At 40.4% G+C, this 15,712-nt stretch carries 14 protein-coding genes and 1 pseudogene; all 15 read left to right on the top strand.

Annotated elements, in window-relative coordinates; translation table 11 throughout:
• The first annotated feature begins 363 nt into the window (after window positions 1-363).
• Window positions 364-3,429, top strand: a complete 3,066-nt coding sequence (fdnG, locus tag C228_RS0108605) for a formate dehydrogenase-N subunit alpha (protein ID WP_155877785.1) — start codon at window positions 364-366, stop codon at window positions 3,427-3,429.
• Entirely contained in the window at window positions 3,429-4,328 is a 900-nt protein-coding gene (gene fdxH, locus C228_RS0108600) for a formate dehydrogenase subunit beta (protein WP_018652226.1), read from the top strand. The genes fdnG and fdxH overlap by 1 nt, the downstream gene beginning before the upstream one ends.
• Entirely contained in the window at window positions 4,321-4,986 is a 666-nt protein-coding gene (locus C228_RS0108595; RefSeq protein WP_018652225.1) for a formate dehydrogenase subunit gamma, read from the top strand. The genes fdxH and C228_RS0108595 overlap by 8 nt, the downstream gene beginning before the upstream one ends.
• A gap of 125 nt (window positions 4,987-5,111) precedes the next feature.
• Window positions 5,112-6,029, top strand: coding sequence for a formate dehydrogenase accessory protein FdhE (gene fdhE / locus C228_RS0108590; protein ID WP_018652224.1), 918 nt, complete (start codon window positions 5,112-5,114; stop codon window positions 6,027-6,029).
• A 182-nt stretch (window positions 6,030-6,211) separates the two neighbouring features.
• Window positions 6,212-8,851, top strand: coding sequence for a phosphoenolpyruvate carboxylase (gene ppc / locus C228_RS0108585; protein ID WP_018652223.1), 2,640 nt, complete (start codon window positions 6,212-6,214; stop codon window positions 8,849-8,851).
• Between the two features lie 161 nt (window positions 8,852-9,012).
• On the top strand, window positions 9,013-9,636 hold the full coding sequence (lptC, locus tag C228_RS0108580) for an LPS export ABC transporter periplasmic protein LptC (protein WP_026313251.1): 624 nt from the start codon (window positions 9,013-9,015) through the stop codon (window positions 9,634-9,636).
• Window positions 9,633-10,133 carry a lipopolysaccharide transport periplasmic protein LptA gene (gene lptA, locus C228_RS0108575; RefSeq protein ID WP_018652221.1) on the top strand — a complete coding sequence of 167 codons (501 nt, stop codon included), beginning with the start codon at window positions 9,633-9,635 and terminating at the stop codon, window positions 10,131-10,133. The genes lptC and lptA overlap by 4 nt, the downstream gene beginning before the upstream one ends.
• 12 nt (window positions 10,134-10,145) lie before the next feature.
• Window positions 10,146-10,871: an LPS export ABC transporter ATP-binding protein gene (lptB, locus tag C228_RS0108570; RefSeq protein ID WP_018652220.1), complete on the top strand. Its 726-nt coding sequence runs from the start codon at window positions 10,146-10,148 to the stop codon at window positions 10,869-10,871.
• A gap of 55 nt (window positions 10,872-10,926) precedes the next feature.
• Window positions 10,927-11,442, top strand: coding sequence for a PTS sugar transporter subunit IIA (locus C228_RS0108565; RefSeq protein WP_018652219.1), 516 nt, complete (start codon window positions 10,927-10,929; stop codon window positions 11,440-11,442).
• Window positions 11,443-11,460: 18 nt separating this feature from the next.
• Window positions 11,461-12,325 (top strand): annotated as a pseudogene (rapZ, locus tag C228_RS0108560) (RNase adapter RapZ).
• 87 nt (window positions 12,326-12,412) lie between these two features.
• Window positions 12,413-13,594, top strand: coding sequence for an FAD-dependent 2-octaprenylphenol hydroxylase (locus C228_RS0108555; RefSeq protein WP_018652217.1), 1,182 nt, complete (start codon window positions 12,413-12,415; stop codon window positions 13,592-13,594).
• Window positions 13,595-13,731: 137 nt separating this feature from the next.
• Window positions 13,732-14,211, top strand: a complete 480-nt coding sequence (locus C228_RS0108550; protein ID WP_018652216.1) for a hypothetical protein — start codon at window positions 13,732-13,734, stop codon at window positions 14,209-14,211.
• Window positions 14,212-14,283: 72 nt separating this feature from the next.
• Window positions 14,284-14,826 carry a hypothetical protein gene (locus C228_RS13515; protein WP_018652215.1) on the top strand — a complete coding sequence of 181 codons (543 nt, stop codon included), beginning with the start codon at window positions 14,284-14,286 and terminating at the stop codon, window positions 14,824-14,826.
• A 60-nt stretch (window positions 14,827-14,886) separates the two neighbouring features.
• Entirely contained in the window at window positions 14,887-15,360 is a 474-nt protein-coding gene (locus C228_RS0108540) for a hypothetical protein (RefSeq protein WP_018652214.1), read from the top strand.
• Between the two features lie 73 nt (window positions 15,361-15,433).
• Window positions 15,434-15,712, top strand: a 279-nt coding sequence (locus tag C228_RS0108535; protein WP_018652213.1) for a helix-turn-helix domain-containing protein, incomplete at its 3' end; no start/stop codon positions are given.

Below are 15,712 nucleotides of genomic sequence, written 5' to 3'. Positions count from 1 at the left end.
TTTTTTATTAGTCAACAATATAAGAGTTTCGCACTGCTTCTATTGCAGAAGAAATAAAAATCACTTTCATTTAATAACAATTTATTAGCAAAATGCTTTTTTACTTGCATTTTATGCTTATTTTGTTAAAAATTTGTAAAACTCAAATACTCAACAGCATTTAAATCCCGCTAGTATTTCACTAAATATTTAAGCTATATCAAACTAACTGCAAATAGTGCTAGTTTTACTTACGATTGGGTATGGCTTATTATAAATAAAAGTCAATAATAGCTTCACTTTAAATGCAGTATGCAATTAGAGCTTTTCAAATTATTTACATTAATTCTTTATGAATGTTTTGTTTTTTAAGTAGGAGTGATTATGCAGGTCTCTAGACGTAAGTTCTTTAAGATCTGTGCAGGTGGTATGGCGGGCACATCCGCAGCAATGCTAGGCTTTGCGCCGGCAACTGCGTTAGCGGCTCCTCGTGAATATAAATTATTACGAGCCAAAGAAACTCGCCAAACTTGCACTTATTGCGCCGTAGGTTGTGGAATGCTGATGTACAGCATGGGCGATGGTGCAATGAATTCACGTGGTAAATTATTCCATGTTGAAGGTGACCCAGATCATCCGGTAAGCCGTGGGGCGTTATGTCCTAAAGGTGCGGGTGTTTTAGACTATGTAAATAGTCCTAATCGTTTACAATATCCGGAATATCGCGCGCCGGGTTCAGATAAATGGGAACGAATTTCTTGGCACGATGCTATTCATAAAATCGCAAAACTTTTAAAAGAAGACCGCGATGCAAACTTCCAAGCAACCAACGAAGCCGGTACCCCGGTAAACCGTTGGCTCACCACAGGTATGTTATGCGCTTCTGCTGCAAGTAATGAAACCTGTTACCTCACACATAAGTGGGGACGTTCTCTCGGTATGCTCTATTTAGACAACCAAGCGAGTACCTGACACGGACCAACGGTAGCAAGTCTTGCTCCAACATTTGGTCGCGGTGCCATGACAAATCACTGGGTTGATATCAAAAATGCGGACGTAGTGGTCGTAATGGGTGGTAATGCCGCTGAAGCACACCCTGTCGGTTTCCGCTGGGCAATTGAAGCGAAAAAACAAAACGGTGCGAAGTTAATGGTGGTTGACCCACGCTTTAACCGTACGGCATCTGTTGCGGATTTCTATACGCCGATTCGTTCGGGTACCGATATCGCAATGTTATTAGGTGTGATCCGTTACTTGTTAGCGAACGATAAAATTCAACACGAATACGTTAAACACTATACCAACGCAAGTTTCTTAGTAAACGAAGGCTTCAAATTCGAAGACGGTTTATTCTCCGGCTACGATGCGGAAACTCGTCAATACGATAAATCGACATGGTCTTATCAGCTTGATGAAAACGGTCAGCCGAAACGTGATTTAACATTCCAAGATCCTCGTTGTGTCATTAACTTATTAAAAGCACACGTTGAACGTTATACCCCGGAAATGGTGGAACGTATCTGCGGTACGAAGCAAAAAGCATTCTTAGAATTTGCAGAAACCATTGCTTCAACTTCAACACCAGAACGTACGACAACTTTCTTATACGCATTAGGTTGGACCCAACACTCGGTCGGTTCACAAAACATTCGCTCAATGGCGATGATTCAGTTACTTCTCGGTAATATCGGTATGGCCGGTGGCGGTGTAAATGCGTTACGCGGACACTCAAACGTTCAAGGTTCTACTGATATGGGCTTGTTCCCGTCAATGTTGACCGGTTATATGCCGCTTCCGACTGAAAACGATACGTCATTAGACGCATTCTTAGCGCGTATTACACCAAAAACAATGATTGAAGGTCAGGTAAACTATTGGCAAAACACACCAAAATTCTTAGTCAGCTTGCTTAAATCGTTCTATGGCGATAAAGCAACCGCAGAAAATGAATACGGTTTCCATAATTTACCAAAACAATTACCGAAAAAACTCGACCCGATGCAATACATCAATATGATGGTTGAGGGAAAAGTTAACGGTTATATCTGCCAAGGCTATAACCCGATTGCGTCTTATCCGGATTCGAATAAAGTCCGTAAAGGCTTAAGCAAGCTTAAATTCTTAGTCATTTTAGACCCGTTAGAAACAGATACGTCTAACTTCTGGCAAAACTACGGTGAGATGAATGATGTCAATCCGGCAGACATTCAAACGGAAGTATTCCGCTTACCGACTATCTGTTTTGCGGAAGAAGACGGTTCGATTGCAAACTCAGGTCGTTGGTTACAATGGCACTGGAAAGCAGCCGAGCCGCCAAAAGAGGCAAAACCAGACGTAGATATTCTCTCGGAAATTCGTGAAGTGATGTTAGAAATGTATCATCACGAAGGTGGTAAATCGCTTGAAACGATTGAAGCGATGACTTGGGATTACGCAAACCCGGCTGAGCCGAAAGCAGACGAGTTAGCAAAAGAAATTAACGGCTACGCACTAGAAGACATCGTTGACCCGACAAGCGGTCAAATTTTAGTGAAAAAAGGCGAATTGCTTTCTTCGTTTGCACAACTACGCAATGACGGTACAACCGCTTCAGGTAACTGGATTTACACCGGTCAATGGACACAGAAAGGCAACCAAATGGCAAACCGTGATAACTCTGACCCGTCAGGTTTAGGTAATACGTTAGGTTGGGCATTTGCATGGCCGGCAAACCGTCGTATCGTTTATAACCGTGCGAGTGCAGATCCATCCGGTAAACCGTGGAACCCAAAACGCCAGCTTGTAAAATGGAATGGTAAAAACTGGAACTATATTGACGTGGCAGACTTCGGCTCTGCACCACCGAATAGTAACGTCAGTCCATTCATTATGCAGCCGGAAGGAGTAAGCCGTTTATTTGCAATCGATAAATTAGTTGACGGTCCGTTCCCTGAGCATTACGAACCAATCGAAAGCCCAATCGGCACGAACCCGCTTCATCCGAATGTGGTACAAAACCCGGTGGTACGCATTTTAGACAACGATAAAGCAAGTTTCGGCACGGCGGATGAATTCCCTTATGTCGGTACAACTTATCGTTTAACGGAACATTTCCACTTCTGGACGAAGCAATCTATGCTAAATGTGATTGCTCAACCGGAACCTTTTGTGGAAATCGGTGAAGCACTTGCACAAGAAAAAGGCATTGTTAACGGCGATACGGTTAAAGTGAGCTCAAAACGTGGCTTTATTAAGGCAAAAGCTGTGGTCACAAAACGTGTGCGTTCTGTACAAGCGGACGGAAAAACTATTCATACCGTAGGTATTCCAATCCACGGGGGCTTTGCAACCGTCGGTAAGAAAGGTTATTTAGCGAATAGTTTAACCGGTCGTGTGGGTGATGCAAATACGCAAACCCCTGAATATAAAACGTTCTTGGTAAATATTGAGAAAGTCACGGAGGTAGCATAATGTCGGTCGTTCAAGAACAAAACATTATTAAAGTCTCCGCCACCTCATTCGTTACACCGCCACCACAGGCTCGTAGCCATGTTGTGGAAGTGGCAAAACTGATCGATGTATCAACCTGTATCGGTTGTAAAGCGTGTCAAGTAGGTTGTTCCGAATGGAACGACCTTCGTACCGCCCCACAAGAATGTGTAGGCGTTTACGATAACCCAATTGACCTGAATGCCGAACAATGGACGGTAATGAAATTCAATGAAGTGGAAGAAAATGACCGCTTGGAATGGTTAATCCGTAAAGACGGCTGTATGCATTGTGCCGAACCGGGATGTTTAAAAGCTTGTCCGGCACCGGGCGCAATCATTCAATATGCAAACGGGATTGTGGACTTCCAATCTGACAAATGTATCGGTTGCGGTTACTGTATCGCCGGTTGCCCGTTCAACATTCCTCGTATGAACGATAAAGACAACCGCGTGTACAAATGTACCCTTTGCGTCGATCGTGTTAACGTAGGTCAAGAACCGGCGTGTGTAAAAACCTGTCCGACAGGCGCAATTCGCTTCGGTTCTAAAGAAGAAATGCTTCACTACGGTGAACAACGTGTGGCGGAACTCAAAACTCGTGGTTACGAGAATGCCGGTGTTTATAACCCTGAAGGCGTGGGCGGTACGCACGTAATGTACGTATTACACCATGCCGATAAACCAGAGTTATATTCGGGCTTACCGAAAGATCCGAGTATTGACCCAGCCGTTACGCTCTGGAAAGACGTATTAAAACCGGTTGCCGCTATCGCAATGGGCGGTCTTGCCCTCGCTGAAGTTGCACACTATGTAACGATTGGCCCGAACGTTGAAGAAGATGTGGAAGATCATCATGAGGAAGGAGATAAACATGAGTAAGAAATTAGAGATTACGAATGATACTAAAATCGTTCGTCATAAACCGCTTGCCCGTGTGAGCCACTGGTTCCTTGTTATCGCTTTCTTTTTAACCATGTTTACCGGGGTTGCTTTCTTCTTCCCTGATTTTGCATGGTTACATGAGATTCTCGGTACACCACAGCTTGCTCGTGCGTTACATCCATTTACCGGTATTGTAATGTTTATTGCATTTATCATTATGGCGCTGATCTACTGGCACCATAATCTTCCGGAAAAAAATGATATTCGTTGGGCAAAAGGGATTGTCGAAGTATTAAAAGGTAACGAACACGCAGTTGCTTATAACGGCAAATACAATTTGGGTCAGAAAATGCTGTTCTGGACTCTAATTTTAGCGATGTTTACCCTATTGATTACGGGCATTATTATGTGGAGAAAATATTTCTCTGCGAATTTCTCGATTCAAACGTTACGTATCGCAATCTTACTCCACTCAGCAAGTGCCTTTGCATTATTTACCGGTATTCTTGTACATATGTATATGGCATTCTGGGTTAAAGGCTCAATTACCGGTATGGTTGAAGGTTGGGTAACGGTTCGCTGGGCGAAAAAACACCACCCGAAATGGTTTAAAGAAGAAGTATTACCTGAAATTGAAAAACAAGTGAAGGAATAACTGGCTTCTAGAATGACTTAAAGTGCGGTAACTTACCGCACTTTATTTTTGAATACTTGATTTTTAAATACTTGCTAAGTTTCTTTTTTAAGGGCATTTAGCAAGATTTAACCTGAGAAAATAATATGAGCATCCGAATTTTACCTGAAAACGAAATGAAACAAGCGGCAAGTTCGTTTCAAAACCCACCGCTACTGTTTGCCAATCCAAAGAATCTCTATTTTCGCCGAGCAAAGCGTTTAAGAGAACTTGCAGAGAATAATCCGTTTGGTGATTACTTAGAATTTGCGGCGAATCTTTCTGAGGTGCAATTAGATTTATTGGAGAGCCATCCTATTGCAAATTATTCGGAAAAATTGACCGCTTGTGTTCAAACTTCAAATGGTCAAAAGCCGTTAAATGCCAACACCTTCCAACGCAGCAGTGAATGGCGTGAGTTATTATTAGCTTTAATTGATAAGTTTAAGCCTTATGCAAATGACACCATGTTGGCTACAATTGAGTTGCTCGAAAAATCTTCAAGTTCCGAATTAGAAGCTTTTGCCGATGATTTACTCAACGAACGTTTTGAAACAGTAGGTGCAGATAAAGCGGTTTTCCTATGGGCAGCTTTATCACTTTACTGGACGCAACTTGCCCAACAATTACCTCGTAATACCCGAACCGAAGTCGGTGAACGTCATACTTGTCCGGTGTGCAATTCAGCACCAGTGGCAAGTGTTGTGCATTTTGGTGATACCCAAGGGCTTCGTTATTTACATTGCGCATTGTGCGAAAGTGAATGGAATATGACCCGCTCACAATGCTCTGTCTGTGATCAAAGCGGTAAACTGGACTATTGGAGTATCGACAGCGTGGATGCAGCGGTTAAAGCTGAAAGCTGTAGTGATTGTGAAAGCTATTTAAAAGTACTTTACCAAGAAAAAGATCCTCACGTGGAGCCGGTCGCTGATGATTTAGGCACACTGATTTTAGATGCGGAAATGGAACACAAAGGGCTGGCTCGCAGCGGCTTAAACCCATTCTTATTCCAAGTGGAATAACCTTTCTTTTTACAAAAAAGCGGTCAAATTTGGCCGCTTTTTTACTTTTGTGATTTAAACAAATTCTGTTAATTTGAGTTTTATCATTATTTCACAAAATTAATTAATTCTTTATTGCTATTTTCACTATTTTTAGGTATATCTACCCTTAGTTAAATTTATGCAAGACATAGGAAAAAATTATGAATCAGCCATACTCCGCTATGCGTAACAACATCCATATGCTTGGTGATTTTTTAGGTGAAACTATTCGTGAAGCCCAAGGTAATGATATCTTAGAATTAATTGAAAGTATTCGAGTTCTTTCAAAAAATTCTCGTGCCGGCGATGAAAAAGCACGCGAACAATTACTAGATAAATTGGCGAATATCTCAACTGAAAATGTGTTACCTGTTGCACGTGCATTTAGCCAATTCTTAAACCTCACCAATATTGCTGAACAATATCAAACTATCTCACGTCATCATCAGGATGCTTCATTAGGTAACCGTTCATTAGGTGCTTTATTTGCTCGTTTAAAAGAACAAAATACACCGGTTGAGACCGTAATTAAAACCGTTGAAAAATTATTGGTTGAATTAGTGTTAACCGCACACCCAACCGAAGTTACCCGCCGTTCATTAGTGCATAAACACGTTGAAATCAATAAATGTTTAGGCCAATTAGAACACGATGATTTAACCGATGCGGAACAAACCAAACTTAAACGCCGTTTAATGCAACTGATTGCGCTTGCATGGCATACCAATGAGATCCGTGCAGCTCGCCCGACTCCGGTTGATGAAGCTAAATGGGGTATGGCAATTATTGAAAACAGTTTATGGAAAGCCGTACCTGATTTTTGCCGTGAACTGAACTTCCAATTAGAAAAACATTTTGGTGTACAGCATGACGTAGCACTTGCGCCGGTACGCTTCTCTTCTTGGATGGGTGGTGACCGTGACGGTAACCCGTTCGTTACTTCAGAAGTGACGCGTAGAGTGTTACAAATGAACCGTTGGAAAGCAGCGGAATTATTTTTAAATGATATCAGTGATTTAGCTGAAGAACTTTCTATCGTACAATGTACCGATAAATTCCGAGCGAAATACGGTGATCATATCGAACCGTATCGTGTTGTAGTAAAAGGATTGCGTACAAAATTACAAAAAACCTTAACCTATTTTGGTGAATTAATTGAAGGTAAAGCGACCACAGTTGATCCAAGTGACATCATCACTAACGATAACGATTTATGGGAGCCGCTCTATGACTGCTATCAGTCATTACAGGCTTGTGGTATGCGCATTATTGCAAATGGCGGTCTATTAGATTGCTTACGTCGTATCCGTTGTTTCGGCTTGGGTTTATCTCGCCTTGATATCCGCCAAGAAAGTACCCGTCACGAAATGGCAATTTCCGAAATTACTCGTTATATCGGTTTAGGTGATTATGCGCAATGGACTGAAGACGACAAACAAGCTTTCTTAGTACGCGAATTGAGTTCTCGCCGTCCTTTGGTGCCGACCAACTGGACACCAAGCCCTGAAACGCAAGAAATTTTAGATACCTGTAAAGTGGTTGCCCAACAACCTGAAGGTACGATTTCCGCTTATGTTATTTCTATGGCTCGCGAGGCTTCTGACGTGTTAGCGGTACATTTGTTATTGAAAGAAGCCGGCTGTAAATATACCGTACCGGTTGCACCGCTGTTCGAAACATTAGACGACTTAGATCATAGTGAAAAAGTGATGACCGATTTATTTAATATCGGTTGGTATCGTGGCGTAATCAACAATTACCAAATGGTAATGATTGGCTATTCAGACTCAGCTAAAGACGCCGGTATGTTAGCGGCAAGTTGGGCGCAATATCGTTCACAAGAAGCATTGGTCAATTTAGCGGAAAAATATAATATCGAATTAGTGTTATTCCACGGTCGTGGTGGCACAGTAGGTCGTGGTGGTGCGCCAGCACACGCAGCGTTATTATCGCAACCGCCTCGCTCATTAAAATCCGGTTTACGTGTAACCGAACAAGGCGAAATGATTCGTTTCAAACTCGGTTTACCAGCCGTCGCGGTAGAAACGTTAAATCTCTATGCAAGTGCGATTTTAGAGGCCAACTTATTACCGCCACCGGAACCAAAACAAGCATGGCGAGATATTATGGACAAAGGTTCAGATATTTCATGTGAAATTTATCGTGGCGTTGTTCGCGACGAACCAGATTTTGTCCCATACTTCCGCAGCGCGACACCGGAACAGGAACTATCAAAACTGCCGCTTGGTTCTCGTCCGGCAAAACGTAATCCGAACGGTGGCGTAGAAAGCTTACGTGCAATTCCATGGATTTTCGCTTGGATGCAAAACCGTTTAATGTTACCGGCTTGGCTTGGTGCCGGTGCTGCACTGCGCCAAATGATTGAACAAGGTGATGAAGCAACTCTTAAAGAAATGTGTAAAGAGTGGCCATTTTTCTCTACCCGCATCGGTATGCTGGAAATGGTCTTCTCAAAAGCGGATTTATGGCTTGCCGAACATTACGACCAACGTTTAGTAGCAAAAGAATTACACCGTTTAGGTAAAGAGCTTCGTGTACAATTATCTGCGGATATTCAAACCGTGCTGACCTTAGCGCATGACGGTCAGTTGATGGCGGATTTACCTTGGATTGCTGAATCGATCGCATTACGTAACGTTTATACCGACCCGCTCAACTTATTACAAGTCGAGTTATTACAACGTTTACGTAGCCAAGGTGATACGCCCGATCCAGCTTTAGAACAAGCGCTGATGATTACCATTACCGGTATTGCCACAGGTATGCGTAACACTGGCTAGTCGTAAAAAATTAGTTAAAAAAGACCGCTTGATTTGCTACAAGCGGTCTTTTTTTCTATGGATTTTACATATTCTTCGCAAAATTCTTTTCATTCACTTGCTATATCCATTCTAAAATTTATGTTATCATTCCGAATTGTTTTTACTCGATTTTTATTTATATGAATATTCGCCTAAACATCATTCTCCTTGTTATTGCTGCCGCTTTAGGTGGTTGGTATATGAGCCAACAAACGCCTGAAACAAACGGTTTAGATCAATTAATCAAGAAAGAAGGTAATCCTGATTATACCGGGAATAAGATGACTACTTCGGTTTATGATCTAAAAGGCAACCCACAATATTTTGCTCAAGCCGATGAAATAAAACGTTATGAATCAAGCAAAAGAACGGAATTTTTAAACCCTTTTGTTGACTTATTTGATGCACAAACTGCGCTCAAACAATGGAAGGTAAGCGCAAAACACGCTGAAATTACGAAAGAAAAAATGCTGAATTTATCCGGTGACGTTAAAATTGAAGCACTTGACCCCACCTCTCGCTTACAGCGAGTTGAAACCGACAAATTAACCGTTGATTTAAACAGCCAAGATATTTTTACTGAAAGCGAGGTAAAATCCGTAGGATTGGGCTTTACCACAAGTGGCGTCGGCTTAAAAGGTAATTTGAAACAGCAAGTCGCTACGCTCACTAAAAATGTAAAAACCTATATTGAACCTACTGTTATAAGACAGTCCAACGAAAAAGAAAAATCAGAGGCACAATCTCCTAAGGACGAACAATGAAACTTGTCATGAAATCTGTTGTTCTTACCACCCTTTTCGGTGTAAGTATCTCAGCACACGCACTCAAAGGCGATACAGACCAACCAATCAATATTGATTCGGGCAGCCAGTCTCTCGATATGAATAGTAATGTGGTTGTGTTTACCGATAATGTTGTTATTACTCAAGGCTCAATTAAAGTTACTGCACATAAAGTAACGATTACACGTCAAGAAGGTAAAAAAGAAACACTTGATGCAACAGGATCGCCTGTTACGTTCCAACAAACACTTGATAACGGTAAACCGGTCAACGGTAAAGGTAACAGCGTACATTATGATTTAAATTCAGAATTTCTGACACTTGTCGGTAATGCTGAATTAAAACAACAAGGTAGTTTTATCAAAGCAAGTAAAATTACTTACGATGTGAAAAAACAACAATTAAAAGCAAGCAGTGGAAATAAATTGCGCGTTAGAACCGTGCTTATTCCAAACGAATTAAACAAGAACAAATAGTAGGAAATCCCCATGCCAACGCTTTATGCAGAACATTTAGCAAAAAGCTATAAAAACCGCCAAGTCGTAAAAGATGTAAGTCTGAATGTCAAAGCGGGAGAAATTGTTGGTCTTTTAGGTCCGAACGGGGCTGGTAAGACGACCACTTTCTATATGGTCGTAGGTCTTGTACGCCATGATCAGGGTAGAATAAGAATTGATGATGAAGATATTAGCGTACTTCCGATGCATGATCGTGCAAAACAAGGTATCGGTTATTTACCACAAGAAGCCTCGATCTTTCGTCGTTTAAGCGTATATGACAACCTTATGGCAGTTCTCCAAGTTCGTAAAGACTTGAACAATCAGCAACGCAAAGCCAGAGCGGAAGAATTGATCAATGAATTTCATATTTCACATATCCGTGACAGCTTAGGGCAATCACTCTCAGGTGGTGAACGCCGTAGAGTTGAGATTGCTCGAGCACTTGCAGCGAATCCGCAATTCATTTTATTAGATGAGCCTTTTGCTGGCGTAGACCCAATTTCTGTGATTGACATAAAAAAAATCATTGTGAATTTAAAAGAACGTGGTTTAGGCGTATTAATCACTGACCATAATGTGCGTGAAACGTTAGATGTTTGTGAGCGTGCTTATATCGTAGGTAGCGGGCAAATGATTGCCAGTGGTACTCCGACTGAAGTATTAAATAACCCTGATGTAAAACGTGTTTACTTAGGTGACCAATTTAAACTTTAATCTGATGGATTTATAGGATGGTGTATAACTACCCTATCTTTTCAGAGTAAAACATATGAAATTAACTGAATTTCTCACGATCGAAAATATTCGCCAAGGTGCTTTGATCTCAAGTAAGAAAAGAGCGCTAGAATTAGTCGGTAAAATCATCGCAGAGTCATTGAATAAAAGTTGTGGCTGTGAAGAAAATGAAGGACTTTGTCCAATTGAATGTTTTGGCAACCTATTCAAACGAGAAAAACTTGGTTCTACAAGTTTAAATCATGGAATAGCCTTACCACATGCAAAATTACCGAATTCATCAACACTCTCTTTAGAAAATCCGATTGCCGTATTCGTTCAGCTTGAAACGCCGATTAATTACGAAGCAATTGATAATAAAGAAGTTGATTTAATTTATGCGGTAATGTTCCCTGAGGAAAGTTGTGAACAATATAAAGGTTGCTTACAACAAATTGCACAACGTCTCAGCGATAAAACATTAATAAAACAATTGCGTAATGCAGAAAGTGCCGAAGAAATTTGGCAACTACTTGAATACGCAGATAATCAGGTTATTGCGCAAGATTAATTGCATTCGGGGAAAGATATGGAATTAGTGATTATAAGTGGACGCTCCGGTTCTGGTAAATCTGTTGCGTTACGAGCTTTAGAAGATGTAGGTTATTACTGTGTAGATAACCTACCGCTTCCGCTTATTCCTGAATTGGCCTCATTCTTATCCAGTTCCGGCCGTTCTGCGGTAGTCAGCCTTGATATTCGTAATTTACCCGAAAATCCAGAGCAGATTGAAGAGTTACTCAACCAACTTTCACAACTTACAATCAGTACCAAATTAATTTTCCTAGATTGTGAACGTAATGCGCTCATCAGACGCTATAGTGATTCTAGACGTTTACATCCTCTTTCCAGTAAAGATTTATCACTTGAGAGTGCGATTGATTTAGAAAGCACCTTACTTGAACCGCTTTTTCATCAAGCCAATTATATTATTGATACCACAAATATTTCTTCACATGAGTTGGCGGAAAATTTGCGTAGCTTATTACGCAGTTCAACTGATAAAGAACTAAAGATTGTCTTTGAATCTTTCGGCTTTAAATATGGTTTACCTGCTGATGCCGATTATGTATTTGACGTACGTTTTTTACCAAATCCGCATTGGAATCCGGAGTTACGTCCAATGACCGGTTTAGAACAACCGGTCATTGACTTTTTAGATCGTCAAACTGAAGTACACAATTTTATTTATCACACACGTAATTACTTAGAAATGTGGTTACCGATGTTGGAAAAAAATAATCGTAGCTATCTTACAATTGCTATCGGTTGTACCGGTGGAAAACATCGTTCTGTCTTTGTAGCAGAGCAATTAGCTAAATACTTCCAAAGTCGAGACAAAGACGTACAAATTCGTCATCGTAGCCTCGAAACATCATCGTAAACCTTGCTAACCCAGGCGGTCAATTTTTCTCAAATTTTTGCAAATTTTCCAGGAAAACGACCGCTTTTAATTTATAGAACTAATAACATCTCACACTATGAAATCAGCAGATATTATCATTATCGGTGGCGGTATGGTCGGGCTTGCATTGGCAGCGTTATTAAAAGATACAGAATGCCAAATCAAGATTATTGAGAAAAATGCACCGACGCTTAGCGATAGTTATTCAAACCGAGTGAGTGCGATTAATGCGACGAGCGAAAAAATGTTACGCCAAGTTGGTGCTTTTGAGCGTATTGCCGCTGATCGCCGTTCGGCTTATCAACAAATGCGAGTATGGGAAAAAGATAGCTTTGCTCAAATTCACTTTGATAATACCCAACCGGAAATCAAACAATTAGGTGCCGAACAGCTTGGTTTTATTATTGAAAATAATCGTATTCAAGACGCACTTTGGCAACAAGCCCGTCAACAAACCAATGCTGAAATTATATTAGCGTCGGCACGAACTATCGGTATCAATGAGACAGGTGCATTTTTAACGTTAGATAATGGTGAAATGTTGTCGGCGAAATTAGTAGTAGCAGCAGACGGGGCCAATTCATGGATTCGTCAACAAGCCAACATTCCGCTGACAAGTAAAGATTACCAACATACTGCATTAGTTTGTAACATAAAAACGGCGGAACCACATCAAGCTATCGCGCGCCAAATTTTCTCGCCGGATAGTATTTTGGCATTTTTACCGCTTCCCGATGAACAATATTGCTCAATTGTTTGGTCTATGCCGCCGGAACAAGCCGAAATGTTGGTAAGTTGTGATGAAAAACAATTTAATCAAGCCCTAACCATTGCCTTTGATAATCAACTTGGTATGGTTGAATTGCAAAGTGAGCGAGCAATTTATCCACTCGTGGCACGCTATGCGCGCGATTTTGCACAGAATCGTATTGCGCTTATCGGCGATGCGGCACATACAATCCATCCGTTAGCCGGTTTAGGGGTAAACTTAGGTTTTGCCGATGCGATAACACTTGCACAAGAAATTCAGCAACATTTGACTATTGGTCATGATATTGGCGAATATCGCCACTTACGCCGTTTTGAACGCATTCGTAAAGCTGAAGCGGTTAAATTATTGGCGGCAATGGAAAGTTTAAAACAGCTTTTTCACGGCAATCATCCACTTAAGAAATTAATTCGAGATATTGGATTAAGTACGGTTAATCAAGTTCCTCTGCTAAAAAAACAGCTGATTGCTCAAGCAATGAGTATATAATCAAAGCTTAAAAATTACACAATCGACAATCTTATACAAGATTTTACTGAACTAGTCTTTTATCTCATTGTCTATTACCGTTACAATAAACGCCCCTTCTAAAGGGAATTTTTAATCTTACTTTTTAAGGAATACGAATGAAAAAATTAGCGACCATTGGTGCGGTAGCACTCTTAGCATTTAGCGTAACAGCATGTAACAAAGCAGATCCTGCGGCGGATTACAAAAAATTCCAAGAGTGGTATCAAGTTCAAGAACAAACTCAAGCAACTGCACAAGCTGAGTTTCAAAAACAATTAGCTGAAGTGATGAGTCAAGCAGAGAAAGATCCTAAAGCATTAGAAACCGTATTAAATAACTTTGCAGGTAAAGTGCAAGAAACATTAAAAAGCTTAGATGCGGTTGATGTGAAAAGCGAAGAAATTAAAGCATTAAAAGATAAAACTAAAGCTGTTTTAGGTTTATCAAGCGAAGTGCTTTCAGAGCAAGTAAAAGTGATGTCAGCACCAACAGCGGAAGCTCAGCAAGCGATTCAAGCGAAAGCAGCTCAATTGAACCAAGCGGCTCAAGAACTTCAAAAATTACAAGCAGATTTAAAAGCAAAATTTGCTAAATAATTTGCTGATACAATGATAGAATCATAAGGTTAGTGTTGCAAAGCACTAACCTTTTTCATATAGGATAATCACATGAATAAATTTACTAAAATCGGCGCAACCGCACTATTCGCTTTATTTTTAAGCGCTTGCGATAAACAGGCAAATAAAACGGCAGAAGTGCAAGCAACACAAGCAGAAACCAAAACAACTGCGGTAGATACCGGTGCGCAAGACTATAAAAAGTTCCAAGAATGGCAACAACTACAAGAAAAATCAATTGGCGAAGCTATCAATAGCGCAATTGAAAAATTGGGTGACAAAGCAAAAGATGCAGCCCTAATTCAAACAACCATGAATAAAGCGATTCTTGAGCAAATTGAAAATATTCAAAAAAGTGCGGCAACTTTAGAAATCAAAGATCCTCAAGTAAAAGCACTTAAGGATAAATCGCTTGAAGCCATGGCATTAGGCGCAAAAATGATCGCTGAAAACGACAAACTTGCTAAAAATCCAACACCTGAAGCACACAAAGCTTTTGGCGAACTGCAAGCACAATTAGACAAAATTGCGACGGAAGGTCAAAAAATTGAAGCGGAATTAGCAACTAAATATGGCGCAGCTCCAGCTCCATAATTATATCTTTATCGGCTAGGCAACGCCTAGCCTTTTTACTCGACAGCAAACGGCATCAAAATGCACAACATAATAAAAATTATTATTTCTTATTCGCTTATTTTCAGTCTTATCGGTTGTACTACACAAGAAAACCATTCTCCACAGGCTGATTTTCAACGCTTTCATCATTGGGATGAGGTTTACGGAAATGATTATATCCAAGCGACTGCCTTTGCGATGTATGGCTTAGAAAGTGCTACAAACAAATATTCCCGTATTGAAACTATGCAGAACTATTTAGAAGAAGTCGATACAATTCAAGCGTCTTTAAACTATTTAGATATCCAAAATGATGAAATTTTACCGATTAAAAATATCGGTTTAAGAGCGTTACAATTAAGCCAAGAAACATTCAGAGATATGATTAAATTAGAATCTCAACCTAACGAGGCATTGGCGCAAGCGGTACAAGATAAAGGGAAAATAATTACCCAATTAGGTAATGAAATCTCGCATGAAAAATTAAAATTAATGAAGAAATATCAGTTATAAACAAAAGGACGCTAATGATCTGCCCCCCCAAAAGTTGGACAAAATCTCCAACGGATTAAGGTGCAGATTTTTTATGGCCAAATATAACTCACTATTCAAACAACAAGTCATCGAGTTTTATCTTCAAAACGATAAAAATCGTTTATTCACTCAACGACATTTTCAATTACCCAAGAAAACCTTAACTCGGTGGATTGCTCAATTTCATCATAACGGAATCAATGGGTTAGCGGTAATAGGTAAGAAGCAAAAATACTCTTCTGAATTCAAATTAACCGTCATACAAGCGGTCAAAAAAGGACAATTTTCTGCGGAAAGTGCCTCCCTTCATTTTGGTATTGCCAATTCAGGT

It is taken from the genome of Actinobacillus capsulatus DSM 19761 (genome assembly GCF_000374285.1).
Lineage (GTDB): Bacteria > Pseudomonadota > Gammaproteobacteria > Enterobacterales > Pasteurellaceae > Actinobacillus > Actinobacillus capsulatus.
Note: the sequence above shows the minus strand (reverse complement) of the source record. Positions and strands in the feature narration are given on the sequence as shown.

What these genes read in the sequence shown, in the direction of transcription:
- fdxH (WP_018652226.1), top strand. Translation starts at nt 3,429, where the DNA reads ATGTCGGTCGTTCAAGAACAAAACATTATTAAAGTCTCCGCCACCTCA.
- C228_RS0108595 (WP_018652225.1), top strand. Translation starts at nt 4,321, where the DNA reads ATGAGTAAGAAATTAGAGATTACGAATGATACTAAAATCGTTCGTCAT.
- fdhE (WP_018652224.1), top strand. Translation starts at nt 5,112, where the DNA reads ATGAGCATCCGAATTTTACCTGAAAACGAAATGAAACAAGCGGCAAGT.
- ppc (WP_018652223.1), top strand. Translation starts at nt 6,212, where the DNA reads ATGAATCAGCCATACTCCGCTATGCGTAACAACATCCATATGCTTGGT.
- lptC (WP_026313251.1), top strand. Translation starts at nt 9,013, where the DNA reads ATGAATATTCGCCTAAACATCATTCTCCTTGTTATTGCTGCCGCTTTA.
- lptA (WP_018652221.1), top strand. Translation starts at nt 9,633, where the DNA reads ATGAAACTTGTCATGAAATCTGTTGTTCTTACCACCCTTTTCGGTGTA.
- lptB (WP_018652220.1), top strand. Translation starts at nt 10,146, where the DNA reads ATGCCAACGCTTTATGCAGAACATTTAGCAAAAAGCTATAAAAACCGC.
- C228_RS0108565 (WP_018652219.1), top strand. Translation starts at nt 10,927, where the DNA reads ATGAAATTAACTGAATTTCTCACGATCGAAAATATTCGCCAAGGTGCT.
- C228_RS0108555 (WP_018652217.1), top strand. Translation starts at nt 12,413, where the DNA reads ATGAAATCAGCAGATATTATCATTATCGGTGGCGGTATGGTCGGGCTT.
- C228_RS0108550 (WP_018652216.1), top strand. Translation starts at nt 13,732, where the DNA reads ATGAAAAAATTAGCGACCATTGGTGCGGTAGCACTCTTAGCATTTAGC.
- C228_RS13515 (WP_018652215.1), top strand. Translation starts at nt 14,284, where the DNA reads ATGAATAAATTTACTAAAATCGGCGCAACCGCACTATTCGCTTTATTT.
- C228_RS0108540 (WP_018652214.1), top strand. Translation starts at nt 14,887, where the DNA reads ATGCACAACATAATAAAAATTATTATTTCTTATTCGCTTATTTTCAGT.